Origin of the sequence: Thioclava sp. NG1 (genome assembly GCF_003122275.1) — a bacterium.
Taxonomy (GTDB): Bacteria; Pseudomonadota; Alphaproteobacteria; order Rhodobacterales; family Rhodobacteraceae; genus Thioclava; species Thioclava nitratireducens.
In genome coordinates, this window is sequence record NZ_QFBB01000004.1 from 428,169 (window position 1) to 452,902 (window position 24,734).

Genomic DNA, 24,734 nt, shown 5'->3' on the forward strand with positions numbered 1-24,734 from the left:
AGCTATTTCTCGAGAAAGGCGGCCCCGGCAGACGGGGTCGCCTTTTCCTTTGCCGCATGTGCCTTTGCGCAGGCGATGCCCGCCGCAACGCACCAGAATGTGAAGTCGCGCTCCTGCAACCCGATCTCGCCCGTGCCGGTTCTTCCTCTGAGACAGACTGACGAAACCGTTCACAACGAAGGAGCCGCACATGACGAATATCGTGATTACCGGCGCATCCGCGGGCGTGGGGCGCGCCGTCGCTCGCCGCTTCGCTGCCAAGGGCAACCGCATCACCCTGATAGCCCGCAACAAGGCGCGGCTCGAGACGGCGGCGCAGGAAATTCGCGAGAAGGGCGGCGAGGCGCTCGTGCAGCCGCTCGACGTCGCAGATGCCGATGCGGTCGAGGCCGCGGCGGTCGCCGCTGAAAGTGCCTTCGGTCCGATCGACGTCTGGATCAACGTCGCGATGGTGACGGTACTCTCGCCGGTGTCGCAGATGACCCCGGAAGAGTATCGCCGCGTGACCGAAGTGACTTATCTCGGGACGGTCAACGGCACGCTCTCTGCGCTGAAGCGGTTCCGCCAGCAGGGCTGGGGCACGATTGTGCAGACTGGCTCGGCGCTCGCCTATCGTGCGGTGCCGCTGCAGTCGGCCTATTGCGCGGCGAAGGCGGCGATCGTGGGCTTCACCGACAGCCTGCGCACCGAGCTGATCCACGAGAATTCCGACGTGAAGATCACCGTCTGCCATCTGCCGGCGGTCAATACGCCGCAATTCGACTGGGCCCGCAGCAAGCTGCCGAACCGCCCGCGCCCGGTCGCGCCGGTCTTCGAGCCGGAGCTGATCGCCGACGGCATCCATCACGCGGCCTACCATCCGAAGCGGGAATACTGGCTGGGCTTCTCGGCGGTGAAGGCTATCCTGTCGGAGAAGCTCGCGCCGGAACTGGGCGATCTCTACCTCGCGCGCACGGCGGTGTCCGGGCAGCAGACGGGCGAGGCTGCCGATCCTGATCGGGCCGACAATCTCTATGACAGCGTCGACGGTGACTGGGCGGCGCGGGGGCGCTTCTCCGACGAGGCGAGCGACAGTTCCCCCGCGATGGCGCTGTCCGAGCATGGCGGCTCGCGGCTTGTCGCGGGCGGCGGCGCGGCGCTCGTCGCCGGGCTGATGCTGGGAGCGATCTTCGCGGTCTCCCGTCAGCGGGCCTGACGGTCGCGACAAGGAAACGAGAAACGCGCGCCCCGGTGGCGCGCGTTTTTGTTCTTGTGTAGGTGGCAGCGAGATCAGTCCTTCACCGCGCCCCGATACGCGGTAATCGCCGCGATCATTCCGGCATGGGACAACCCTTGCGGAAAGTTTCCAAGCTGGGCGCCGCTCTCCGGGTCGTGCTCTTCCGACATCAGTCCGAGATCGGTCGTGGCCTTCAGCATCCCCTCGATCTGGGTCCGCGCGTCATCAAGCCGCCCGGCCCTCACGAGGTAGTCGGCGGCCCAGAACCCACAGACGTTGAAATGGCCCTCAATGCCGGGCATCCCGTCTTCCTGCACGTCGTAGCGCCGCAGATGAACGCCCGTGCCAAGCCGCTCACGGATCGCGGTGTAGGTCGCCGCCATCTTCGGGTCGTCTGCGGGGATCACCCCGATACGCGGCATCAGCAGAACGCTTGAATCGAGCCATTCCTCGCCGATCGCACCGGTGAAAGCGCCGATCTCCTCGTTCCAGGCCTCTTCCCGGATCAGGGCTTCGATCGCGGCGCGCTCCGCCTTCCACAGCCGCGTGTCGGCATTGATCACGCCGTTCTCGGCCAGCGAGATCACCCCATCCAGCGCGCCCCAGCACATCGCCTTGGAATAAGTGTGGTGTCGGCGCGGATTGGGCATTTCCCAAATTCCGTTATCGGGGCGTGTCCATTGCGAGACCACGACATCGGCGAAATTCGCGAGCCGGATGCCTTCGCCCGGATGCAGCTCGCCGCCGGCCTCGACATAGGCGCGCGCGGCCATGATCATCGAGCCATAGGCGTCGAGTTGCAGCTGTGTCGCCGCGCCGTTACCCAGCTGCACCGGGGCCGAGCGGCGATAGCCCTCGAGGGTCTGCAAGCTCGAGATCGAGACGTTGCTGTCGCCCCGCACCGTGTAGAGCGTCCCAAGTTCCGGCGCCGTTTCGCGTGTTGCCGCCATCAGCCAGCGGAAGAAGGCGTCGGCCTCGTCGGTGAGGCCCTGATCGAGAAAGGCGTGCAGCACGAAATAGGCGTCGCGCAGCCAGCAATAGCGGTAGTCGTAATTGCGGATGCCGCCGATCACTTCCGGCAGCCCCATCGTCGGCGAGGCGATCACTGCGCCGGTGGGGGCGTGGATCAGAAGCTGCAGCGCCAGTAGCGAGCGTTTGAGAGCTCCGGAGAAAGGCCCGTCGCCGAAATCCGTCTTGGACTGCCGCTTGCGCCAAGCCTCACGAGTTGCGGCGAGCGCCTCTTGCGCCGCCTGCATTCCGCCGACATGGCCGTGCCCGCCTTGCGTGACGGTGAGGGTAACATAGCCGCGTTCCCCGGTGGCGAGGGTACCGCGCCCGTTCAACCGGCCGGAGCCTTCGATCTCCAGTTCAATCGAGCTGTCGATCAGGATGATGTCACCGTCTTGGGTAAACTGCCAGCTGCCCGGGCCGCGCCGGATGAACTCGGGTGTGCTCAGCGCGTAGTTGCAGCGCGGGGCGATGCAGATTTCGACGTCTGCCGCGCCTTCGGTGGCTTCGAAAAGACGCACGACCGAGCGCCCGAAGCTCGCCGCCTCTTCGAGCGAGTCCGGCAGGTTCATGAAGTCGGTGACCTTGAGGCCGCCCGCCTCGGACGCGTGGGTGGTGGTCAGGATCGGGCCGTAATCTTCATAGACGCGTCGGGCGGTCGTCTGACGATCTGGATCCGGCACCGGACCGACATAGAAGGTCCCGCCGCGAAACTGGTCGAGCAGCCGCCCGAAGAGCGGGTCGCCGTCGAAATCCGGCCCGCAGAACCAGTCGATCGCGCCGTCCCGGGCCACCAGCGCCGCCGTGCGCGTATCCCCGATCACCGCGTAATCGGAAATCGGGAGATAGCCGCGCCGGCCCTCCAGAAAGCGTAGCGGCGGGCTGTCCGGGTCGGGCTGGGTCTTCGAGGATGTGCCGGAATCGGGATCGGTGCGTTCGTTCATGCAATGCCTGTCCTTTGACGGTTTTCCGGGCGTCGCCCCGGAGATATTTCGCGCCCCTCTCAGGGATCGAACGGACGCGCCGCCCCCCAGTTCCTTGAAAAAAACGTGTGCGTCCGTGTGCTCTCGCGCCGCTCAGATCCAGTAGCGGGGCCATTTCTCGGTGTTGCGCGCATTGTTCACGAGGTAGGCCAGAAGCACGAGGATCACGGCGCCCGTCAGCACCGGCGTCAGAAGAAAGCTCCAGCCGAGCGTGTGGCCCTTGAGAAGGATCACCAGCGGATCGGCCCCTGCGGGCGCGTGGACTGTGCGCGTCAGTTGCATCGCGACGATGGCGATCGTCACCACGGCTGCCAGACCGATCGCCCCGTGCGGATCGGCAAGGTGCTGCGCCGTAAGCCCGATGGCGCTTGCGAGAACATGCCCGCCGATGACGTTGCGCGGTTGGGCGAGCGCCGTGTCGGGCGTCGCGAAGAGCAGCACACAGGTCGCGCCGAAGGGCGCCATCAGCAGGTCGACCCCGGCGTGACGGGTGAGCCCGGAAAGGATGGCGATCCCGAGGAAGCTACCCGCCGTCGTGGCCAGAACTTGCCGAAGGCTCGGAAGCTCCGGCAGGCGATGGGGCGCGCGATGGCATTCGAGCAATCGTTTCAGCATTGACGGTCCTGCCGGGCTGGCCTTCAGAACCCGAACCCCGGAGCGTCTGCCCGGTTTCCTTCGCCCGCGTCACGTCGCAGTGAAAGGGGGACAATCCTTCAGGACGCTTTGACCAATGCCGGCATCCGCGCGAAGCTCATCGAGATGTGGCCGCGCCTCATATGGCCGAGCGCGTCGAGATCGCCGAGCCGCAGCGCGCGCAGCATGTCGCGCAGCTCGTTGTTGTAGATCTCGATTTCCTGCATCAGGTCGATCTGCGAAGCCGTGACCTGCTGTAGCCAGATCCGCGCCGTGCGGAAATACAGCGCCGCCGACATCGTCCGGAGCGGTGCATTCGCGGTCAGCTCCAACAAGGCGAGGAAGGTGTCGCGGTCGAGCTCCGAAAAGGCCCTGGCGGTGGGTGCATCGACCAGTTCGCGGCCGCGCTCCTGAAAGGTGACGAAACGCGCGATCAGCGCGGCGCTGGGCGGCACCGGATCGAGGCTCGTCTGCAGCACGGCGAGCTCGCGCCGCAGCCGGAAGACCTGCCCAAGCTCGGTGTAATCGACGTCGGTGACGAAGGTGCCGACCCCATGCATGGAGCGCAGCATCCCCTCGTCCTCGAGCCGCGCCAGCACCCGACGCAGCGGAGTCCGCGAGATGCCGAATTCTGACGCGAGCGCGGTCTCCGACAAGCGCATTCCCGGCGGGTAATCGAGCAGGCAGATGCGGCTGCGAATTTCGTCGTGAATGAGATCGTAGCGGTCGCGGGCGCGGAGCCGCTCCGGATCGGTTTGCCGGGGGATCATGGAGATGTCGTCCATAGAGTTCTGTCGTCTGTTCGCGCAAAGCCATGATCGGCGGCGGAGGCGCGCAGGTCAATCCGCTTGGCCGCGTCCTCCCCCATGGGGCGTTTCAGCCGCAGATATTGCGGAGAGCCGGGCGGCGCAATCGGCACGAAACGACGGCCTTCGGCGGAACCGGCGCACACACATGCGCGTTCAATGCTCAAAGCTCCGGCATTGGTGCACAACATATGCGTTTAGCTCTTTATCGGTCTACGATATCTGCTTTTTGCCCCAGTATAATCAATGCGATCTGCTTGACACTCCGGAGAAACTCATAGGTGTTGTGTACATCAATCGCGGGAGGCTTGGGCTTCCCGTCAACAAGAACCAACGGGAGAGACGCATGAAATCGATCTTGAAATCTGTCGCCGCCGCCGGCATCGGCATCGCGCTGAGCGCAAGCGCCGCACTCGCTGGCCCCCTGATGGACCGTATCAATTCGGGCGAGCCGATCCGCATCGGCTTCGCGAACGAAGTTCCGTGGGCCTACCCGGGCGAAAACAACAAGCCGCTGGGCTTCGTGAACGCCTATGTTCTGGGTGTGCTCCACGAGATGGGCTATGACAACATCACCCCCGTCGTGACCGATTGGGGCGGGTTGATCCCGGGCCTCAACGCGAACCGCTTCGACATGGTCACCGGCGGTCTCTACATCCTCAACTCGCGCTGCCAGAACGTTGCCTTCTCTGAGCCGATGGCGAAAGTCGGCGATGCGTTCATCGTGCCCAAGGGCAACCCGAAGAACCTGAACAACTACGAACAGATCGCCAAGGCTGGCGCGACCTTCGTGACGGGCGCGGGCTATAACCAGGTGGAGTCCGCCAAGAAGGGCGGTATCCCGGATAGCAACGTGATGACCGTGCCGGGCCCGACCGAAATCCTCGCCGCCGTGAAAGCGGGCCGCGCGGATGCAGGTGGCGTGACCTACTTCACCGCGCAGAACCTTGCCGATCAATCGGACGGCGCGGTCGAGGTGTCGGACGTGAGCCAGCTGCCTGAATGGACCCAGAACTGGGTCGGCATCGGCTTCCGCAAAGCGGATCAGGACTTCGTCGACAAGTTCAACGAAGCCCAGAAGAAGTATCTCGGTTCGGACGCGATGATGAAAGCGGTCGGCGAGTACGGCTACTCGAAAGGCAACCTGCCGGGCGACAAGACCTCGGCTGAAGTCTGCAAGATGCGCTAAGCGCAAATGCTGAAGACATGGACGGGCCTGTGCATGGCCCGTCCATTTTGACATTCACCGCCGGGGCGGGACGGGAATGAGCTACATAGAATTCTTGAAAGAGTACGGGCCGCGCTTCTGGGACGGCACGCTCGTAACGGCGGGGCAGTTCTTTCTGGCCTCCGCTCTGGCGATCGTCATCGCGCTCGTCGCAGGGCTGATGAAGCTCTCGCGCAACGGGCTGATCCGGGGCATCGCCGTCGTTTATATCGAAATTTTCCGCGGCACCTCGCTGCTGGTCCAGCTCTACTGGATCTTCTTCGTGCTGCCGCTGTTCGGACTGACCCTGCCGAAATTCACCGCGGGCTTCGTCGCGGTGGGGATGAACCTCGGCGCATACGGCGCCGAGCTGGTGCGCGGCGGCATCCAATCCGTACCGAAAGGGCAATGGGAGGCGGCCTATGCGCTGTCGATGAGCCCGATGAAGCGGATGTGGCGGATCATCCTGCCGCAGGCGTTCGTCAACATGCTGCCGCCGTGGGGCAACCTGCTGATCGAACTGCTGAAGAACACCGCGCTGGTCGCGCTGATCTCCGTGTCGGACCTGATGTTCGAGGCGAAGCAGATCAATGGCTCGACCTTCCTCTCGGCGCAGACCTTCGGGACGGCACTGATCGTCTACTACATCTTCGCGCGCTTCATCGTGACGCCGTTCATGCGCTGGCTCGAGCTGGTCATGCGGCGCAAGCTGGGGAGGGCCTGATCCATGGGGTTCAACTGGAACTGGGAATTCACTTGGGAAATCCTGCCCAAGCTGATGCATGCGACGCTCAACACGCTGATGGCGGCGGGTCTGGGCTATGCGATCGCGGTTGTGCTGGGCATGGTCTTCGCGCTGGCGCAGCGGACGCCCTACTGGGCGCTGACCAAGGTCGTTCGCGAATTCATCGAGTTCATCCGCTCGACCCCGCTGATCCTGCAGATCTTCTTCGTCTATTACGTCGGTCCGCAATTCGGCCTGAAGCTGGGGCCGTGGACGGCGGGCATGATCGCGATCGGTCTGCACTATTCGGCCTACCTGTCGGAGGTCTATCGCGGCGGTCTCGACGCGGTGCCGAAGGGCCAATGGGAGGCTTGCACCGCGCTGAACATGTCGACCCGCGATACCTATTGGCGGATCGTGATCCCACAGGCCATCCCGCCCGCGCTGGCGGGGATGGGCAACTACCTCGTGGGGATCTTCAAGGACACGCCGATGCTCTCGGTGATCGGGGTGGCCGAACTGATGCACACAGCGAACGCGATCGGCTCGTCGAGCTATCGCTATCTCGAACCCTATACGCTGGTGGGGGTTATCTTCCTCGCCATCTCGCTTCCCACCGCTGCCCTGATCCGCGTCTTCGAGGATCGCGTGCGGCGTAAACTCGGATTGAAATGATGGAAGATCTTTCGAACTATCCGCTCGAACTGACGGGCGACGACGTGCCGATGGTGCGGTTCCTGAAAGTCACCAAACGCTATGGCGATCTGGTGGTGCTCGACCAGCTCGATCTCGATGTGGCCGAGGGGGAAATGGTCACGATCATCGGCCCCTCCGGCTCGGGCAAGACGACCGTGCTGCGGATGCTGATGACGCTCGAGACGATCAACGAGGGCGTGATCTACGTGGACGGCAAGCCGCTGACCCATATGGAGAAGAACGGGAAGCTGGTGCCCGCGGACCGCAAGTATCTGCGCAAGGCCCGCAGTCAGATCGGCATGTGCTTCCAGCATTTCAATCTCTTCCCGCATATGACCGCGCTGGAGAACTGCATGGAGGGCCCGGTGCAGGTGCTGGGCATGAAGAAGGCCGAGGCGCGCGAACGGGCCGAGGAACTGCTGGAACTCGTCGGCATGTCCGACAAGCGCGACCAGCACCCCTCGCGGCTCTCGGGCGGTCAACAGCAGCGCGTCGCGATCGCACGCGCGCTGGCGATGCGGCCCAAGGTGATGCTGTTCGACGAGGTGACCTCCGCGCTCGACCCGGAGGTGATCGGCGAGGTGACGAACGTGATCCGCTCGCTGGTGGAGAAGCACAATCTGACGATGCTGATGGTGACGCACCAGATGGGCTTCGCGAAGGACATCTCGGATCGGGTCTGCTTCTTCTACGACGGCAAGATCGAAGAGCAGGGCGCCCCCGACGATTTGTTCGGCAATCCGCAGAAAGAGCGCACGCAGCAATTCCTCTCGGCGGTGAAAGAGGCGGACTGACGCGCCTCACGATGTCGCGCAATGGTCTTTCTGAAATGGCCATTGCGTGCGCGGACGTCTCGTTGCCTTATGGGCGTGGTTCCATCGCAGCGAGGGTCCGACATGCCGATCACGATAGACAACCCTTGGCGCGGCGACGGGCTCGACCCGGACGACGTCATGCCAATTGCCGATGCGTCGGGCGTGGCCAGTCTGCTTGCGCGCTGTCCGGCACATCACAAGACCCCGCTGCGCGCGGCGCCCGAGATCGCGCGGCTTGCCGGGGTCGGTGAGGTCTGGATCAAGGACGAGCGTGAGCGCATGGGGCTCGGCAGCTTCAAAGCGCTGGGCGCGGTCCATGCGATCGCCCGGGAGGCTGCGGCGCGAGCGGAGGGCGACGATCTTCAGACAGCTCTCGCCGGCGAGACCTATGTCGCGGCCAGTGCAGGCAATCATGGCCTGTCAGTCGCGGCAGGAGCGCGGATATTCGGCGCCCGCGCGATCATCTATCTCGCCGAGACCGTGCCTGAGGCCTTCGCCGCGCGGTTGGAGGCACGCGGGGCGGAGGTCGTGCGGGCGGGTGCGGAATACGAGGCCAGCATGCAAGCCGCCGAGCAGGCGGCTACCGAGAATGGCTGGACGCTTTTGTCGGACAGCTCGTGGGAGGGCTATGTCGATCTGCCGCTGCGGGTGATGGAGGGTTACACCCAGCTTGCGGAGGAGGCCGTCGCGCAGATCCAAGCGCCGCCCACCCATATTCTGCTGCAGGCGGGCGTTGGTGGTCTCGCGGCAGCCGTCGCCGCTCATGCGCGGATGGAATGGGGCGATGCGCCTCAGATCATCGTGGTCGAACCCGACGCGGCCCCCGCGCTGATCGAGAGCATTCGCGCAGGGCATCTGGTGACCACGCAAGGGCCGGTCTCTGCGATGGGGCGGCTCGATTGCAAGACACCTTCGATGGTGGCGCTGGCGGGTTTGTCGCGCGATGCGGATCGCTTCGCCACGATCACCGAAGCCGAGGCGCAGTCCGGCGTCGATATCCTCGCCGCGCACGGGCTGGCCACGACGCCTTCGGGCGGCGCCGGGCTGGCGGCTCTGCTTGCCGGGCTGTCGCTGGGACCGGAGGCGCGCGTTCTCGCGATCCTCAGCGAAGGCCCCGAAGATGGCTGAGCGCTCGCTCATCTTCCCGGCCGAGGAGTTTCGCACCCGCGTCGCTCGCCTTCAGGCCGAGATGAGCGCACAGGATCTGGATGCGCTGTTCCTGACCTCGGCTGCGGATATCTTCTACGTCACGGGTTTCCTGACCCGGTTCTGGGAAAGCCCCGCGCGCCCGTGGTTCGTGATCGTTCCGGCCAGCGGTGCGCCGGTCGCGGTGATCCCCTCGATCGGGGCGGAACTGATGGGCCGCACCTGGATGACGCAGATCCGGACATGGGAGGCGCCCGACCCTGTGGATGACGGCGTGAGCCTGCTTGCCGAGACGTTCGGCGATCTGCTGCCCGAGAGCGCGCGGATCGGCGTGCCGATGGGGTTGGAGACCCAGCTGCGGATGCCGCTCGCGGATTACGCGCGGCTTGGGGAGCGTATCGCGCCGCGCCGCTTCATCGACGGCACCGCCGCGATCCAGCGGGTGCGTGAAATCAAGAGCGCGGCGGAGATCGAGAAGATCCGCAGGGCCTGCGCCATCGCGGGCCGCGCCTTCGCGCGGGTGCCGGAATTCGCGGGGCAGGGGCGCCCGCTCGACGGTATCTTCCGCGCCTTCCAGTCCGCGCTGCTGGAGGAAGGAGCCGACTGGGTCAGCTATGTCGCCGGGGCGTCGGGACCGTCGGGCTATGACGATGTGATCTCGCCCGCCGGGCCCGAACCGCTCCAAATCGGGGACATACTGATGCTGGATACCGGCGCGGTGCGCGACGGGTATTTCTGCGATTTCGATCGCAATTTCTCGGTCGGTCTGGCGTCGGATCCGGTGCGGCGCACCCATGCCGCGCTCTGGGAGGTGACCGAGGCGGCGATGGCGCTGCTGCGGCCCGGCATGTGGGCGCATGATGCGCATCGTCTGCTGGTCGAGGGGCTGGCGGCGCGCGGTATTGAGGCGGGCAGCGGACGCCTGGGCCATGGGCTGGGGATCACGCTGACCGAATGGCCCTCCTTCACCCCGCGCGACGACACCGAACTGCGCGAGGGCATGGTGCTGACGCTAGAACCCGGCGCGTGGGTCGAGCCTGCGCAGGGCCCGCGCCGCCTGCTGGTTCATGAAGAAAACATCGTCCTGCGCGCGACCGGGGCGGAGCTGCTTTCGCCACGCGCCCCCGAAACCTTGCCGGAGCTGAGCTGATGGCCGATTTCCCCTATCGTCTTCGCGAAGACGCCACGCCCACGATGGGGCTGATCGTGCTGCGCGTGGACGAGACCATCGAGGACGAGTTCCGCCGCTACATCCCGCCGGACTACGCGCGGATGCATGTCACGCGCGTTCATTCCGGCGACGACCTGACCCCGTCGAGCATTGCAGAGATGGAGCGCGCCCTGAGCGGTGCTGCGGCGCTGCTGCCACCTGCGGCGAAGTTCGACGTGGTGGGTTATGGCTGCACCTCTGGCGCGGCGCTGATCGGCCCAGACGAGGTGCGGGCGAATGTCATGGCGGGCGTCACGACGCGGCATGTGACCGATCCGCTGAGCGCCGCGTTGGCCGCGATTGCGGATCTGGGGCTGGAGCGGGTGGGGATCGTCTCGCCCTATGTCGCTTCGGTCGCGGAGCCTTTGCGGGCGGCCTTCGTCGCTGAAGGGATCACCGTCCCCGCGACGCTCTCTTTCGGCGAGGAAGCGGAGGCGCGCGTGGCGCGGATCGACCCGGCCTCTATCGCGGAGGCTGCGCGGAGCCTTGCGGGGCAGGCGCGTCTGGACGGGATTTTCCTGTCCTGCACCAACCTGCGCACGCAGGGGATCTTGCCGGGGTTGAGAGCGGAGCTCGGGATGCCGGTGCTCAGTTCGAACCAGGCGCTTGCGTGGTACATGCGAAAGCTCGCAGGAATCGCGGCGCCGGGATGAGACAGGGCAGTTGAATGGCTGGCCGGCCATCCGGTCGGTCGCGCGAGGGAATCAATGGTCCGCTACGGAGACGTCAGCCGCCGGACCTTGCCTCCACCGGCGCGCCATCTTCCAGCGTTTCGACCGGATAGAGCACGACACGGTCGCCTTCGCTCAGACCGTCCTGAAGCTCGGCATAGGTGCCGTTATCGGTCCCGACTTCCACGTTCACTTCCCGCGCGCGCCCGTCTTCGACTTTGAAGACAGCCCAGCCGGTGCCGCGCCGGAATAGCGCGCTCGACGGCACCCGCAGCGCATCGGGGTTCTGCCAGACGACGATCCGCGCGGTCACCTGAAAGCCGTGGCCCAGCCCCGCCCGTTGCGCGGCATCGCCGGTGAAGGCGATGACCACGCCCACCCGCTGTTCCTCGACGCCCAAGGCCGAAACCTTCGTGGTGCCTGACGGGTCGATGCGGACCACCTTGCCTTCGAGCACGTCCGGCCCGCCCCAATCGGTGATCTCCACCGGATCGCCGAGGCGTACGCGCACCGCATCGCGCGACAGAAGATCGGCCACCACCTCGAGCCCCTCCGAGATGTCGCCGATTTCCATGATCGGGGAGCCGGCCGAGAGCACGGTCTCGTTTTCCTGCAGGATTTGCAGCACGGTTCCGGTCGCGGGGGCATAAAGGGGGATCGGCTCGGCCCCGTCGCTGTTGCTCGCGGCGGCATCGTTCTGCAGCACGGATTTTGCGGAGGCCAGCGCCGCCTCGCGCATCGCGATGGCGGCTTTCGCGGCGGCTTCCTGTGCAGCGGCGTAATCGGCGTTGATCTGATCGCGGTCCAGCTTGGACTGGCTGATCGTGCCGGAAAGCGCGAGCCTCTGTGACCGCGCGAGATCGCTATCGGCCTGTTCGCGCATCGCGACGGCGGCGCGGTAATCGCCTTGAGCCGCGCTGAGCGCGGCCTGCGCTTCGGCGAGCGCGGCCTCTGCCTGTGCCCGGCTGCGGGCATCCAGAACGGCGGGCAGGGCGGGGCGCATCCGGGCGACGATTGTCTCGTTCGCGACGACATGATCGCCGACATGGATATCGAGCCGCTGTAGCCTGCCGCTGACCGGGGTCGAGACCGTGTAGCTTTCGCTGACGCGGGTCCGGCCATCATCTTCAATGACGAGCTTCATCGGACCGCGCGTAACCTCGCCCATGTCGACGGTCTGCGGCTGCGGCCAGAGCAGCGCGGCGATAGCGCCCGCCGCGATCAGGCCGATCAGCATGAGAATGAGCCATCTGGTTCGGGGTTTTGGTGTCACGGGTCAGTCCCTCGCCTTGAGCGCCGAGATCATGTTCAACCGATCCAGCGCGCGGCGCAACATCAGGATCGAGGCCAGCGTCGCCGAGACTACGACCAGCACCGCGGTCGCGATGCTGGGTAGATCGAAGCTGACGCTGACCCGGTAGAGTTCATTGGAGAAAACCCGCGCGATCAACTGGGCGAGTGTCCAGCCGAACCAGATCCCGACCGGGAGCGCACAGGCCACGAGTACAGTGATCTCCCCGGCGAGGATCAGCGTCACTTCCCCGCGGGTGAAGCCCAGCACTCGCAGGCTCGCCAACTCATGCGCACGTTCGGAGAAGGCGTTGCGCGCGGCGTTGTAAACGATGCCGAAGCTCAGCACGAAGGCGATCGCGCCGAAGACGAAACGCATCTGGCCCGCGCCCTCGTCGGCAATCTCCCGGAACGCGGCGAGACTGTCGGATTTTATCGAGACGCCCGCGACCTTGGGGCGCGCGCGCAGCTCGTGCAGAAGCTCCGGCGACGGTGCACCTTGGGTACGGATCGAGACGGAGGTGATCCGGTCCGCCTCGCCCACGGCCCGGGTCAGCGAGTCGAGGCGCATATAGGCCGGAGCGCCCAGCAATGTGTCGGAGATCGCAGCGACGGGCAGCGAGAGGGTCCGCTTGCGGCCCTCGGTGACTTCGGCGGTGAGGTTTTTGCCCGGCTCAAGTTTCAGCACATCCGCGAGCCCCCGCGAGATCACGACGCCCTGCGCGGGCAGGGCGATCGGCTCCAGATCGGGCCGCAGCGCGCGATTGAGCTGCGCATCCTCCGACAGGCCGGTCAGTTCGCCGCGATGGGTGATGACGCCGTTGCGGAAGAGGACCGGCACGTAGCGCGTCGGCTCAGCCTCCAGCACGCCGGGAAGGTGCGCAATCTCATGTGTCACATCGCGCGAGACGGGGTGGATGAAGCTCACCGTCGCGTCGGAGCGGTCGGCAAAGCCGAAGGTGACGTCCATCGTGTGATCGAAGCCCGAATAGATCATCAGCATCGCCATGTTCAGCGCGAGGCCCGCGGCCACGCCCGCGATGGTGCCGAGGCTGCGTACAGGTTGCCGCGTGATCTGACGCAGGATCATCCGCCCAGGCTGGTCGAGGAATTTCGTGACGATCGCGAGGAAGCCGACCCTGCCATGGGTAAAATCGGCCGGGGCCGGGGGACGCATCGCCTCGGCGGGCGTCAGGCGGAACACCGTGCGCAACGCGATCGCCGCCCCGAGCGCGGCGGCGATCAGCGAGAAGGCGAGGCCCCCGGCGAAGGGGCCGGGATGCATCGAGAAGACGAGGTAGGGGAATTTGTAGAATTCCATGTAGAGACCGGTCAGAGACCGCCCAAGCATCACGCCCAGAGCCGATCCGAGCAGCGCGCCGGCGAAGGCGATCATCAGTGCCATTTCGAGGTAATGGCCTGCGATCTCCGCCCCGCTGTGACCGAAGGCTTTCATCAGCCCGATCTCGCGCCGCTCGGCCTGCACGATACGTGTGATCGTCACATTGAGCAGGAAGGCCGCAACTGCGAGAAAGATCGGTGGCAGGAACAGCCGCGACTGGCGCAGGCCCTTTAGTTCTTCCTCGATGAAGCGCGCAGAGGTCTGCTGATCCTGAACGAAGCCCGCGCCGCCGCCATAGGGCGCCATCAGCCTGTCGAGATCGGCGAGCACCGCCTTGCGCGGCCGCTCGCGCGTGGTGAGCGCCAGCACCTCGTTGAACGCCCCGTCGAGATCGAGCACGGCGGCCGCTGCCTTGCGCTCCATCCAGATCACGGCGAAGCGACCGTCGTTGGGAAAGAATTCGCCCGGCGCGGGCATGAACAGGAACTCCGGCGCGCGGGCGAAACCGACGACCTGCAAGCGCTGGTGACGTCCCTCGACGGTGACGCCGAGCGTATCGCCAAGCGCGATCCCGCGCGCGGCTGCGAATGTGTCGAGCAGCACGACCTCGTCGCTGCGCCCCGCGATCGGCTTCCGGCCCGCCGTCATCAGGATACCGTTGAGGCCTGCGGGGCCGGGTAGCGACAGGACACGCGCCTGTATCGGCTCGCCCCCGTCCGCGTCGATCCGGCCGAAACCGCTGACCCGCCCTTCGGCGGCCAGCACGCCGGGAATCGCGTTGACTTGTTCCATCATCGAGCTGGGCGCGCGGGTGAGCGGCTCGAAGACCTGCGCAAGCCGGTGCCGCTCGAAATAGGCGTCGCGGGTGACGGTGAGCGTATCGGTCAGCCCCGCCATCATCACCTGTACCATCACGCCCAGAGCGACGACCGCCGAGATCGCCAGCGCCTGCGCCCGGATTCGCCAGAGGTCGCGGAAGAGCTTGCGATGGAGAACGGTCAGGGCCATCGGCTTACCATTCGATCTCGGCGGGGTCGGCGCGGGTATCGTTGACGATCGTCTCGCGCAGCTGGCCATCGGTAAAATGCAGCACGCGATGCGCCATCGCCGCCGTCGCCGCCGCATGGGTGACGATCAGAACGGTCGTGCCCAGCTCGCGGTTCACATCGTTGAGCACCTGCAGCACGCGCCGCCCCGTCATACTGTCGAGCGCCCCGGTCGGCTCGTCGCAAAACAGCACCGCCGGACGCTTCGCGATGGCCCGCGCGATGGCGACGCGCTGCTGCTCGCCGCCTGACATCTGCGCCGGGAAATGGTCGAGTCGTCCCTCCAGCCCGACCAGCCGCAGCGCTTCGCCCGCGTCCATCGGATCGTGCGAAATCTCGGTCACCAGATCGACATTCTCGCGCGCGGTGAGGCTGGGCATCAGGTTGTAGAACTGGAAGACGAAACCGACATGGCTGCGCCGGTATTGCGTCAGCGCCCGGTCGGACATTTCGGTCAGGTTCTGATCGCCGAACCACGCCCGGCCCGAGCTTGGTCTGTCGAGCCCACCGATGATGTTTAGAAAGGTGGATTTGCCGCTGCCCGAAGGTCCGAGCAGCACGACGACCTCGCTGCGCGGAATTTCCAGGGTCACGTCTTTGAGGGCGTGGACCGCGGCTGGTCCCTCGCCATAGGTTTTCGACAATGCTTCGGTGCGAAAGGCAGGCTGCACGCTCGGCCTCTTCAAACAGATTGGGCGCGTCACCCGTCCCGGATCAGATCACAGCTTCTTCAGGCAGTCAAAATTTGTCGAGGCTGAGGGAGAGTTGAGGGCGTCCGCGTGGTGTTCGCGCCTCACCGGTCGAAGGCGACGTTTCCGTTCGTCGGGCGTCACGCGCTGAGGCCGTGGACGAAGAGATCAATCTCCAGCGCCAGACCGAATTCGAATTCGTTGAGTTCGGGGCCAGTCCATTGATGCTCTTCGAGATGGTCGAGGAAGTCGCGGCGTTTGCGTTCGTCGTCCGGTCCCAGCGACAGGGTCTCGGCAGCGCGCAGCAGGTCGATCCGCTTGTGGATCTCGCACATGGCGGAGAAGGCTTCCATCATCACCGCTGCCAGACGCGGTTCCTCCTGCCACGACTGGCCGCCGAAGACCTCCTGCACGACCCGATTGCCGGAGCCGAGGCAATCATAGGCGACGCAGCCTGCCATGCCTTTCTGGGTCAGTTTGTCGTGAATCGAGCAATCGTGCCCGCAAAGGTTCCGGCAGGGCTCTCCGGGGTTCTTGCTGAAGGCGAAATCCTTGCCCTTGTCGAAGGACAGCACCACGCAACAGAGCGCCGCGCATTGGGAACAGTCGGTCTTGAGGCGGTCGGTCCGGGGCATACTGGCCTTCGCTTGGCTTGACCTCTCAGCGAGGTCGTCGGGCCGTCGTATCCCGCGAAACGGGCCTGAAATGCAAGGGGCGCCCGGGGGGAGCGCGACGCGAAGCTCCGGCAGCGGACAGTGGTCCGCCGCCGGGCCGGTTCAGCTCAAATCGCCTCGATCGCCTTTGCCAGCATGTCGCGCACGTCGCCCGCGACCGACTTGAGCCGGGGGTTGTCGATCGCCATCATCGAGGCCGCCGGGTCGATCGCGCAGACGAGGATATCCGCGCCGTCCTGCCGCAAAATGACGTTGCAGGGCAGCATCGCGCCGACGTTCGGCTCCAGCTGGATCGCCTGATGCGCCATCTTCGGGTTGCAGGCGCCGAGGATCATGTAGCCGGCCATGTCCTCATCCAGCTTCTTCTTCATCGTGGCCTGCACGTCGATTTCGGTGAGCACGCCGAAGCCCTGCTCCTTGAGGGCCTCGCGCGTCCGGGTGTCGGCCTCTTCCAGCGTGGTATTGGTGAGGCGTTTGTCGATGGTGTAGCTCATTGTCTTGGATCCTCTGATGTTGAGCGGTTCAGGATTCGACCGGGTAGTCCTGCGCGGACCATGCGCCGAAGCTGCCCGGCACCGCGGAGACGTTCTTGAACCCCGCGCGGTGCAGCAGGCTCGCGGCGACGCTGGCGCGGTAGCCGCCCTGACAATACACCGCATAGTCGGCGGAACGGTCGAGTTCGTCCATCTCGTCTTCGAGCGTGCCGAGGAAATGGTGGAGCGCACCGGGGATTCGGCCGCCGTCCCATTCCTCGTCCTTGCGCACGTCGAGCGGGGTCAGATCGCTGCCCTTCAGTTCCTGCACGGTGACCTGCGGGATATGCGCAAGCGGTCGCCCGGAGGTGCGCCACGCGGCGATGCCCCCGTTCAGGTAGCCCGCGAATTTCGTGAAGCCGACGCGCCAGAGCCGCAGCACGGCCTCGTCGATCTCGGCACTCGTTTCGCTCACAAGCGCAATCGGTTTGTCGGGATCGAGCATCCATCCGGCCCAGACCGACAGGATCGGCTGCAGCCCGATATTGAGCGAGCCTTCGATGAAGCCGCCGCCGAAGGCGAGCATGTCGCGGATATCGACCAGTTGCACGTCCTTGTCGGCGATAAGCGCCTCGAACTCCTTCGGGCTCTTGCCAATGCAGCGCGGCAACCCGTGCATTACCTCGGGGCCCGCCGCATTGATCTTCTTGAGGCGCGGGTAATGCGTGGGCACCGGCGGAGCGTCCTTCGTCATCGCGTCCTTGAATGCCTCAAGATCGGTGATCCGGGCATATTGGTTATGGGCTTTCTCATAGGCGATGCTGGTCGACATCCGGTCGCCGATATTCGGCCCGCAGGCCGAGCCCGCGCCGTGGCAGGGATAGACCAGAACGCCCTCGGGCAGCTGCATGTAGAAATCCTGCGTGGTGCGGAACAGCGCCTCGGTCAGTTCCTCGGTCTTGTCGTCGCCCAGGAGGTCGGGGCGGCCGACCGAATCCACGAAGAAGGAATCCCCGCTGAGCACGCCCCAGGGGTCGTCATTGTCCTTCTCGTAGAGCAGGAAGGAGACGTGTTCGGGCGTGTGCCCCGGGGTGTGCCGCGTCTCGAGCGTGAGTTGCCCGAAGCTGAACTTGTCGCCGTCGCGGATGCCCTCATGCTCGAAATCATATTCGGCGCCGCCCTCGACGCTGACGCAAAGCTTGGGTTCTCCATCCAGCCGGTCCACCAATTCGCGCGCGCCTGACAGGAAGTCGGCGTGGATATGGGTCTCGAATACATGGGTGATCGTCAGGCCGAGCGCCTTCGCGCGCTCGATATAGATATCGCAATCGGGGCGGGGATCGACGACGGCGGCGGTGCCGCTGCCAGTGTCGCCCAACAGGTAGGAGCACTGGGCGATCCCTTCCGCGAGAATCTGTTCAAAACGCATGGTCATGTCATCTGCCTCCGAATTTCCGTCCGTTCGGGATTGCGGAAGGAATGCGCGGGGGGCGGTTCATGTTCCAAAAATTGAATATGTATCCTGCCGGTCAGGCATAAAGTTGCGATAGGAGCGTGACCCCATTTCCAGAACCACGCGCGCTCATCGCTCAGAGGCCCGAGAGAGCGGGTTATTGATCGCCCCTTTTGCCTGCCCGGGGGGGGGGGCGGAATTTGCTCGCAGCGAGAGGCATCAAGGTTTCGGAAAACGTATGTCCACTCGCAGACCGCGCTCGAGGTTCTGCAGGCGCAGCTCACCGCCGTGAATCTGGGCGATGGCGTCGACGAGGCTCAGGCCCAATCCGCTGCCCTGCGTGTTTCGGCTCCGGTCGAGGCGCACGAAACGTTCGCGCACCCGTGCCAGATCTCGATCCGGGATACCGGGGCCGTTATCGGTGACGCTCAATGTGATGTGATGGCGGGTCTCATGCACGCCGATCGAGACCCGTGCCGGGGACGGGCTGTAGCGAAGCGCGTTGTCCACGAGGTTCACGAGCGCCTGGAACAGAAGCTCGCGGTCGCCTTCGATCCGGACGTCTTCGGGCAGATCGAGCGCCAGTTCCTGCCCTGCATCCTCCGCGCCAGCGCCGAGCATCTCCGCCACGTCCTGACAGAGCGGCGTGAGGTCGATCGAGGCGCGCGTGATCTCGACCATTCCGGCTTGCAGCCGGGACAGGCGCAGGATCGCGTCGAAGGTTTCCGAGACCTGATCGAGATCGCTCAGCGCTTTTCCGATTTCGCCTCGCTGCGCCAGCGGCAGCGACGAATCCAGCGCCACCGGCTCCAGCCGCAGCCGCAGTCGGGCGAGCGGCGCGCGCAGGTCATGGGCGACATCGGTCGAGACCTGCCGGATCGACGCGATCCCCGCCTCCAGTTGATCGAGCGCCTGATCCACGCTTTGCGCAAGACGCGCCACGTCGTCATCGCCTTCGTCGCGGATACGCAACCCGTGGCGACCTTCGCCCACCGCGTGCAGGACCTGCTCCATCCGGTCGATGCGCACCTCGTTGCGGCGCGCGATGAAGACCGCGAAGCTGATCGATAGCAGAAGCGCGAGCCCGAGGCCCCAGCCGAAACTGGTGGCGAGGATTTCGCCCTGCTCGCGGAGCCACGCATCGTCGCGCCCCGTCATCAGCCAGCCCGAGGGGAGCCGCATCCCGAAGGTGACATAGCCCTCCGGGACATTCGCGCCGGGCGGATCGAGGAGCGTTACGTCGGATCCCGGTTCGAGATGGCGCGCCCCTTCGAACTGGCTTGCGACGCGAACATTGCCAAGCGGTTTGGAGCCATCGGCCGGCACGAAGGTCACGATATTCGCGCCGTCGCGACTCGTCGTCATGCGCGCCGAGATCTGCTCGCTCAGGTCCTGCAAGTCGGAGCCGCGGGCCGAGATGGCGAGCGCCTCGGTATCGGCGCGCACCTCGCCTTCGAGGCGGCGGCTCATTTCCTTGGATTGCAGCGTGTAGGAGACCCCACCCGCAACCAGTGCGGCAAAAGCGAAGACCGTCGAGATCGCGATGGCGAAGCGCATCGACCATGTGAACGCGCGCATCACGAGGCCTCGAACACGTAACCGATCCCGTGCAGCGTCGTTAGGTAGGGGGTCGCGAAAGGCTTGTCGATCTTGCCGCGCAGACGGCTGATATGAGTCTCGACGACGCTGCTTTTCGGGTCGAAATGAATGTCCCAGATCGCCTCCAGCAGGATCGTCTTGGTCTGCACCCGGCCGGGACGTTCCATGAAGTGCTTCAGAAGCATGAATTCCCGCGGCTGCAATTCGATGCACTGGCCTTCGCGCCACGCCTCCCGGGCGAGCAGGTCGAGGCGCAGATCGCCCTGCACCAGTTCGGTCACCTCTGCCTTGAGGGCAGGGCGGCGCGCGATCGTGTCGATCCGCGCGAGCAGTTCGACGAAAGCGAAAGGCTTGACCATGTAGTCATCGGCCCCTGCGCGCAGCCCGGCGACGCGATCTTCGACGCTGCCCATCGCGGTCAGCAGAATCGCGGGCGTGGCGATCTGCGCGGCGCGCAACGCCTTGAGCAGGGCCAGCCCATCGAGCCCCGGCATCATCCGGTCGAAGATGAACAGGTCGTAGCTCTGCGCGGTGGCTTGGGTCAGCGCTTCGCGCCCGTCGCGGAGCAGGTCGACGGCATGACCTTCACCGGTCAGCCCCTTGCGCAGGTAGTCGCCGGTCTCGGCATCGTCTTCTGCAATCAGGATCTTCATCGCACCATCTTTCGATAACGGACCGGCATTGTCACGGTCGGCCCCGCTACGCCTGTGCGATTTCTTACAAATTCGTAAGACGGGAGCAAAACGCTTCGTCCTTCTTCAGGCGATTTCTGGCGGCATCGGTGCGGATGCATCGCAAGCAATGAGGACCTTATGCGAAACCTGCTTCTTTCCGCCGCGCTCATCGCGGTGCCGGTCGCGTCATTTTCAATGGTCGAAATGGCCATGAATACGGGAGGGCCGGGCGCTTCCGCGGCGCAAGCTGCAAGCCTCGGCGATATGAGCCCTTACGAGACGATCGTGAGCGATACACAGACGCTTGCCAAGAAAGGCGAGTTCACCGCTGCGGAGAAACGCATCACCGATCTGGAGACCCTTTGGGACAAGAACGCGGCCAAGCTGCGCAAGGCCGATCCTTCCGCTTGGGGCGTGATCGACGGTGCGGCGGACAAGGCTTTCGCCGCGCTGCGCACGAAGTCGCCGGATTCGAAAACCGTGATGCAGAGCCTTAACGGCTTGCAGACCGCGCTTGCCGATCCGGTGCCCTCGGAAGTCGGGGCTGTGCAGAAAGTCGCGGGCATCGCGGTGACCGACAAGACCGGCCATGCGCTGCCCTGCGAGGCGATGATCGGGCAGTTGCGCGACACGCTCGGCGGCAAAACCGCGCCGCAAGCGGTCTCCGATCTTCAGGCGAAAGCGCTCGAGCGCTGCAACGCCGACGACGATACCCGCGCCGATGCCTTCTCGGCACAGGCGCTGGCAATGCTGAACGACTGAGGCGCAACATGAGCTATCAACAGACTTTCATCTACCCCGACGAAGAGTTGACCAACCCGGTCAGCCGCGTTCCCGAGGTCACGCCGGGCTTTTGGCTCATCAAACTGATGGCGGTGACGATGGGCGAGACGGCGGCCGACTTTCTGGCCGTCAATCTCGGTCTCGGCCTGACCGCGACGACGATCCTTATGACTGCGATCCTCGCCTTGGTGATCCGCTGGCAATTCGCGCAGCGCCGCTACGTGCCTGCAGTCTACTGGTCGGCGGTGGTGCTGATCTCGATCGTGGGGACGCTGATCACCGACAACATGACCGACAATCTCGGGATTCCGCTGATCGACTCGACGATCGGGTTCACGATCCTGCTGGGCGCGACCTTCGCGGCGTGGTTCGCCTCCGAGCGCACGCTCTCGATTCATGAGGTCTACACCGCCCGGCGCGAAGGGTTCTACTGGCTCGCGATCCTGTTCACCTTCGCGCTGGGCACGGCGGTCGGCGATCTGATCTCCGAGCAGTTCGGGATAGGCTATCTCGCGACCGGCATCCTCTTCGGGCTGATCATCGCGTCGCTCACCGTGGGGTATGTCACCTTCAATCTGGGCGGGCTCTGGGCGTTCTGGCTCTGCTATATCTTCACCCGCCCGCTGGGTGCGTCCTTCGGCGATCTTCTCTCGCAACCGACCGATTATGGCGGGCTGGGCTTCGGCACCATTCCCACCAGCCTCGGCTTCCTCGCCGTCATCGCGATCACCGTCGCCGCGATGACCGTGAAACGCAGGCGCATCTGATTCCCTTTCCAGATCGTACGCCGCGTGGCCCTCCGTCCCGTCCGTCCGGGGCGGAGGGTTTTTCGTCTGGGCCAAGCCGGTAATCCAGCTTCTCACCGATTTGTAAGAAACTGTCGAAGTCGATCCGGATCGCGACGGGCAATTTCCTCTCAACATCAAAAGGAGGTGCCCAGAGATGCAAACAGACACACTGGCCGTGAGCACGCGGGGACTTACCCTGCGCTACGGCGATTTCACCGCGCTCCAGCCGCTCGATCTCGATATCGGACGTGGCGAGATCTTCGGATTTCTCGGCCATAACGGCGCGGGCAAGACCACGACGATCCGGCTACTGACGACGCTCATGGAGCCCAGCGGCGGCACGGCGAGCGTTGCCGGGTGTGACCTCGCGCATAACCGCATCGCGCTGCGCCGCGCCATCGGCTACCTGCCCGAGAACGTCCGCCTCTACGACACGCTCACCACGCGCGAGAACCTGCGCTTCTTCGCGGCGCTCTCGCGCATCGAGGATGCCCGCGACCGCGTCGAGGAGGTGATGGAGTTCCTCGGCATCACCGATCTCGCCGACCGCCAGATCGCGACCTTCTCCAAGGGGATGCGCCAGCGGGTCGGACTGGCCCAGGCCATCGTCCACCGCCCGCAGGTCCTGTTCCTCGACGAGCCGACCTCGGGGCTCGACCCGATGGGGGTGCGCCAGCTGCGCGAGGTGCTCGAGCGGCTGAACGCGCAGGGCATGACGATCTTCATGAACACCCACCTGCTGAGCGAGGTGGCGCGGTCGTGTTCCTCCATCGGCGTGCTCTCGCATGGGCAGCTGGTCTTCCACGACACGATCGAGACGGTGAACGCGCGCTACGGCTCGGAAGAGGCCCTCGAGGAGCTTTACCTCTCGGTGGTGCCGGATCGCGAGGTCGCGGCATGACACCTTCCACGATCCTGCGCCGCCACGCGCTTGCCGCGCTTGCACGCGAGCGGACGATCGCGCTGGTGGCCGCGCTGTTCGCCGCGCTGGTGCTGGTCTCGGCCTATCTCGGCTGGTCCGCGACCTCGACGGTCGACGCGATCTACGCCAGCGCCACGCATTGGTTCGAAGCCAATGGCAAGCCGGTGCCGCCGAACCCGGTTACGCAAGGCTCACCGCTGGCGCTGCTGCGCAACCTCACGATCTATATCAGCCTGATCGGCGCCTTTTCGGCCATCGTGATCGGCTACCGGATGGTCGAGGCCGACCGCCGGGCCGGCGTGCTGCCGCTGATCGGCGCGCGCCCGCTGGAGCGGCTCGATTACGCGCGAGGCAAGGTCTCGGCACTCGCTCTGGGCGTCGGCGGACTGGCCGCGCTTGCGGGCGTCGTGGGTGCCGCGACCCTCGTCATCCTGCCTTCGGTGCATCTCGCCTCAGGGGATTGGGCGCGGCTGGCTGCGTTCTTCTCTCTGGGCTGGCTCTACATGATGACCTTCGGGCTGATCGCGATCGGCGCTTCGGCGCGGGCGCGCAGCGAAACCGTGGGTCTGATGGTGCCGACGGTGGTGTGGCTGGTGCTGACCTTCGTCTGGCCTGCGCTGACCGGAAACATCCTGCCCACCGCTGCGATCAACCCGATCTCGGCCCTCGCACCCGCCCCGCAATCCGCGATCTTCGACCTCTCCGCAAACCTGCTCGGGCCGTTCTCGCTGGCCGAAGCCTACAAGTATCTCGGAGCGGAGCTGATGAGTTACCTGCCCGACGGTCTGCCGCCGCGCGGTCCCGTGCCGCCGCTGGTCGTGATGATGCTCTTCGCTGCGGGCTCCGGCCTCTATGCGCTGCGTGGCTGCCTCAAGCTCGACATGACGAAGGGAGGCCCCGATGCCTGATCTCTCCGCAATCTCCACCATTGCGCTCAAGGACGCGCGGATCGCGCTGCGCGACCGTTTCCTGCTCGCCGCGACGCTGGCGCTCGTCGCCGCCGCGCTGATCTCGCTGATCACCGGGACGGTGGCGATGCGCACCGATGTCGCCACCTACATGGCCGCGAAGCAGCAGCTGCTGGCGCTTGGAAAAAGCCTCGGTTCGATCGCAGCGCCCGAATTCTACCCGCTCAAGCTGATGCGCGGCACGATCGAGCAGATCGAGATCATGGGCGCAGTGATTGCGCTGATCGCGGGCTACCGCGCCGCCGTCGAAGAGCGCGGGCGCCAGACGCTGGCGCTGATCCTGACGCGCCCGCTTTCAAACTGGCAGTTCCTCGCCGCGAAGCTGCTGGGCGGGGCCGGGTTGATGGCGACCGCGCTGGCCTTCGTCTTCGCGCTTTGCGCCGTAGTGCTCGCGCTTGGTTCGGGCATTGGGATCGGGGCGAATGACCTCTTGCGTCTTGCGATCACCTGGGGGGCTTCGACGCTCTATCTTAGCGCGATCTTTGCGGTGGGCTTCGGGCTGAGCCTCTGGCTGAAAAGCCCGGCGAGCGGGCTGCTCTACGCCTTCGCGCTGTGGCTGCTGGTGGTCCTCGTCGCGCCGCAGATCGGCGACACGATGGACCCGGACAATCAGGTGGCTGGCGGCGTCTTCGCGCAGCTTTCGATCCCGAAAGCCGAGCAGACCAAGATCAAGCAGGGCTTCGCCACCTACGAAACCATCCGTAACGGGATCGAGGTCTCGTCCGTGACCAAGCATTACGAGCGCTTCACCTTCGCGGTGCTCGGAATCAAGGACATCTACACCGGCAAAGCGCTCGGGCCGATCTGGGCCGACAAGAAGGGCGATGCCTGGTTCCTCATTCTCTTCACCCTCGGTCTCGGCGGGCTCGTCCTGCTGCGTCCGATCCGTGCCGACCGTCTGACCAAGGAGACCTGACG

Annotated in this window: 24 protein-coding genes; 13 read left to right on the forward strand and 11 right to left on the reverse strand. The window is 65.3% G+C overall.

Annotated features, from left to right (window positions below; genetic code table 11):
- The first annotated feature begins 190 nt into the window (after positions 1–190).
- Complete coding sequence (locus DEM26_RS10395) at positions 191–1,195, forward strand: SDR family oxidoreductase (RefSeq protein ID WP_075776648.1); 1,005 nt, start codon at positions 191–193, stop codon at positions 1,193–1,195.
- 74 nt (positions 1,196–1,269) lie between these two features.
- Here DEM26_RS10395 and DEM26_RS10400 read toward each other — a convergent pair whose 3' ends face one another.
- The 3 genes from DEM26_RS10400 to DEM26_RS10410 form a co-directional block, all read right to left on the reverse strand.
- A complete protein-coding gene (locus DEM26_RS10400) occupies positions 1,270–3,168 on the reverse strand; it encodes a glycoside hydrolase family 15 protein (protein ID WP_109172336.1) in 1,899 nt (632 codons plus the stop codon).
- Positions 3,169–3,300: 132 nt separating this feature from the next.
- Complete coding sequence (locus DEM26_RS10405) at positions 3,301–3,822, reverse strand: HPP family protein (RefSeq protein WP_109172337.1); 522 nt, start codon at positions 3,820–3,822, stop codon at positions 3,301–3,303.
- Positions 3,823–3,920: 98 nt separating this feature from the next.
- The gene (locus DEM26_RS10410) at positions 3,921–4,625 is read right to left on the reverse strand and encodes a GntR family transcriptional regulator (protein ID WP_233243069.1); all 705 of its coding nucleotides are present in this window, start codon (positions 4,623–4,625) and stop codon (positions 3,921–3,923) included.
- Positions 4,626–4,992: 367 nt separating this feature from the next.
- On the opposite strand from DEM26_RS10410, the gene ehuB reads away from it, so the two are divergent.
- From ehuB to DEM26_RS10445, 7 genes are all read left to right on the forward strand, one after another.
- Positions 4,993–5,835: an ectoine/hydroxyectoine ABC transporter substrate-binding protein EhuB gene (ehuB, locus tag DEM26_RS10415; protein ID WP_075776646.1), complete on the forward strand. Its 843-nt coding sequence runs from the start codon at positions 4,993–4,995 to the stop codon at positions 5,833–5,835.
- Positions 5,836–5,911: 76 nt separating this feature from the next.
- Positions 5,912–6,577 carry an ectoine/hydroxyectoine ABC transporter permease subunit EhuC gene (ehuC, locus tag DEM26_RS10420; protein ID WP_075776645.1) on the forward strand — a complete coding sequence of 222 codons (666 nt, stop codon included), beginning with the start codon at positions 5,912–5,914 and terminating at the stop codon, positions 6,575–6,577.
- Positions 6,578–6,580: 3 nt separating this feature from the next.
- A complete protein-coding gene (gene ehuD, locus DEM26_RS10425) occupies positions 6,581–7,252 on the forward strand; it encodes an ectoine/hydroxyectoine ABC transporter permease subunit EhuD (RefSeq protein WP_075776644.1) in 672 nt (223 codons plus the stop codon).
- Positions 7,252–8,067, forward strand: a complete 816-nt coding sequence (ehuA, locus tag DEM26_RS10430) for an ectoine/hydroxyectoine ABC transporter ATP-binding protein EhuA (protein ID WP_075776643.1) — start codon at positions 7,252–7,254, stop codon at positions 8,065–8,067. Before ehuD ends, ehuA begins: the two co-directional genes overlap by 1 nt.
- A 102-nt stretch (positions 8,068–8,169) precedes the next feature.
- Positions 8,170–9,216 (forward strand): pyridoxal-phosphate dependent enzyme, encoded by a 1,047-nt coding sequence (locus DEM26_RS10435; protein WP_109172338.1) that lies wholly within the window; start codon positions 8,170–8,172, stop codon positions 9,214–9,216.
- On the forward strand, positions 9,209–10,384 hold the full coding sequence (locus DEM26_RS10440; RefSeq protein WP_109172339.1) for a M24 family metallopeptidase: 1,176 nt from the start codon (positions 9,209–9,211) through the stop codon (positions 10,382–10,384). Before DEM26_RS10435 ends, DEM26_RS10440 begins: the two co-directional genes overlap by 8 nt.
- A complete protein-coding gene (locus DEM26_RS10445; RefSeq protein WP_109172340.1) occupies positions 10,384–11,097 on the forward strand; it encodes a maleate cis-trans isomerase family protein in 714 nt (237 codons plus the stop codon). Before DEM26_RS10440 ends, DEM26_RS10445 begins: the two co-directional genes overlap by 1 nt.
- A gap of 73 nt (positions 11,098–11,170) precedes the next feature.
- On the opposite strand, the gene DEM26_RS10450 is transcribed toward DEM26_RS10445, so the two are convergent.
- The 8 genes from DEM26_RS10450 to DEM26_RS10485 form a co-directional block, all read right to left on the reverse strand.
- Positions 11,171–12,352 carry an efflux RND transporter periplasmic adaptor subunit gene (locus DEM26_RS10450; RefSeq protein ID WP_109172341.1) on the reverse strand — a complete coding sequence of 394 codons (1,182 nt, stop codon included), beginning with the start codon at positions 12,350–12,352 and terminating at the stop codon, positions 11,171–11,173.
- A 39-nt stretch (positions 12,353–12,391) separates the two neighbouring features.
- Complete coding sequence (locus tag DEM26_RS10455; RefSeq protein ID WP_158275112.1) at positions 12,392–14,755, reverse strand: ABC transporter permease; 2,364 nt, start codon at positions 14,753–14,755, stop codon at positions 12,392–12,394.
- A gap of 4 nt (positions 14,756–14,759) precedes the next feature.
- Positions 14,760–15,464 carry an ABC transporter ATP-binding protein gene (locus DEM26_RS10460; protein WP_109172343.1) on the reverse strand — a complete coding sequence of 235 codons (705 nt, stop codon included), beginning with the start codon at positions 15,462–15,464 and terminating at the stop codon, positions 14,760–14,762.
- 158 nt (positions 15,465–15,622) lie between these two features.
- Positions 15,623–16,117, reverse strand: coding sequence for a hypothetical protein (locus DEM26_RS10465; protein ID WP_109172344.1), 495 nt, complete (start codon positions 16,115–16,117; stop codon positions 15,623–15,625).
- A gap of 146 nt (positions 16,118–16,263) precedes the next feature.
- The gene (locus DEM26_RS10470; RefSeq protein WP_075776635.1) at positions 16,264–16,650 is read right to left on the reverse strand and encodes a DUF302 domain-containing protein; all 387 of its coding nucleotides are present in this window, start codon (positions 16,648–16,650) and stop codon (positions 16,264–16,266) included.
- A gap of 28 nt (positions 16,651–16,678) precedes the next feature.
- Positions 16,679–18,064, reverse strand: a complete 1,386-nt coding sequence (locus DEM26_RS10475) for an MBL fold metallo-hydrolase (protein WP_109172345.1) — start codon at positions 18,062–18,064, stop codon at positions 16,679–16,681.
- A gap of 237 nt (positions 18,065–18,301) precedes the next feature.
- Positions 18,302–19,660, reverse strand: coding sequence for a sensor histidine kinase (locus tag DEM26_RS10480; protein WP_109172346.1), 1,359 nt, complete (start codon positions 19,658–19,660; stop codon positions 18,302–18,304).
- Complete coding sequence (locus tag DEM26_RS10485; RefSeq protein ID WP_075776632.1) at positions 19,660–20,334, reverse strand: response regulator transcription factor; 675 nt, start codon at positions 20,332–20,334, stop codon at positions 19,660–19,662. Before DEM26_RS10485 ends, DEM26_RS10480 begins: the two co-directional genes overlap by 1 nt.
- A 306-nt stretch (positions 20,335–20,640) precedes the next feature.
- Here DEM26_RS10485 and DEM26_RS10490 point away from each other — a divergent pair, with 306 nt between their 5' ends.
- The 5 genes from DEM26_RS10490 to DEM26_RS10510 all read left to right on the forward strand — a co-directional run bounded on the left by DEM26_RS10490 (position 20,641) and on the right by DEM26_RS10510 (position 24,732).
- A complete protein-coding gene (locus DEM26_RS10490) occupies positions 20,641–21,117 on the forward strand; it encodes a hypothetical protein (protein WP_146194456.1) in 477 nt (158 codons plus the stop codon).
- Positions 21,118–21,125: 8 nt separating this feature from the next.
- Entirely contained in the window at positions 21,126–21,905 is a 780-nt protein-coding gene (locus tag DEM26_RS10495) for a COG4705 family protein (protein ID WP_088726303.1), read from the forward strand.
- 175 nt (positions 21,906–22,080) lie between these two features.
- On the forward strand, positions 22,081–22,827 hold the full coding sequence (locus DEM26_RS10500; RefSeq protein ID WP_109172347.1) for an ABC transporter ATP-binding protein: 747 nt from the start codon (positions 22,081–22,083) through the stop codon (positions 22,825–22,827).
- Positions 22,824–23,756, forward strand: coding sequence for an ABC transporter permease (locus tag DEM26_RS10505; RefSeq protein ID WP_109172348.1), 933 nt, complete (start codon positions 22,824–22,826; stop codon positions 23,754–23,756). The genes DEM26_RS10500 and DEM26_RS10505 overlap by 4 nt, the downstream gene beginning before the upstream one ends.
- Positions 23,749–24,732 (forward strand): ABC transporter permease, encoded by a 984-nt coding sequence (locus tag DEM26_RS10510; RefSeq protein WP_109172349.1) that lies wholly within the window; start codon positions 23,749–23,751, stop codon positions 24,730–24,732. The genes DEM26_RS10505 and DEM26_RS10510 overlap by 8 nt, the downstream gene beginning before the upstream one ends.
- The last annotated feature ends 2 nt before the right edge of the window (positions 24,733–24,734 follow it).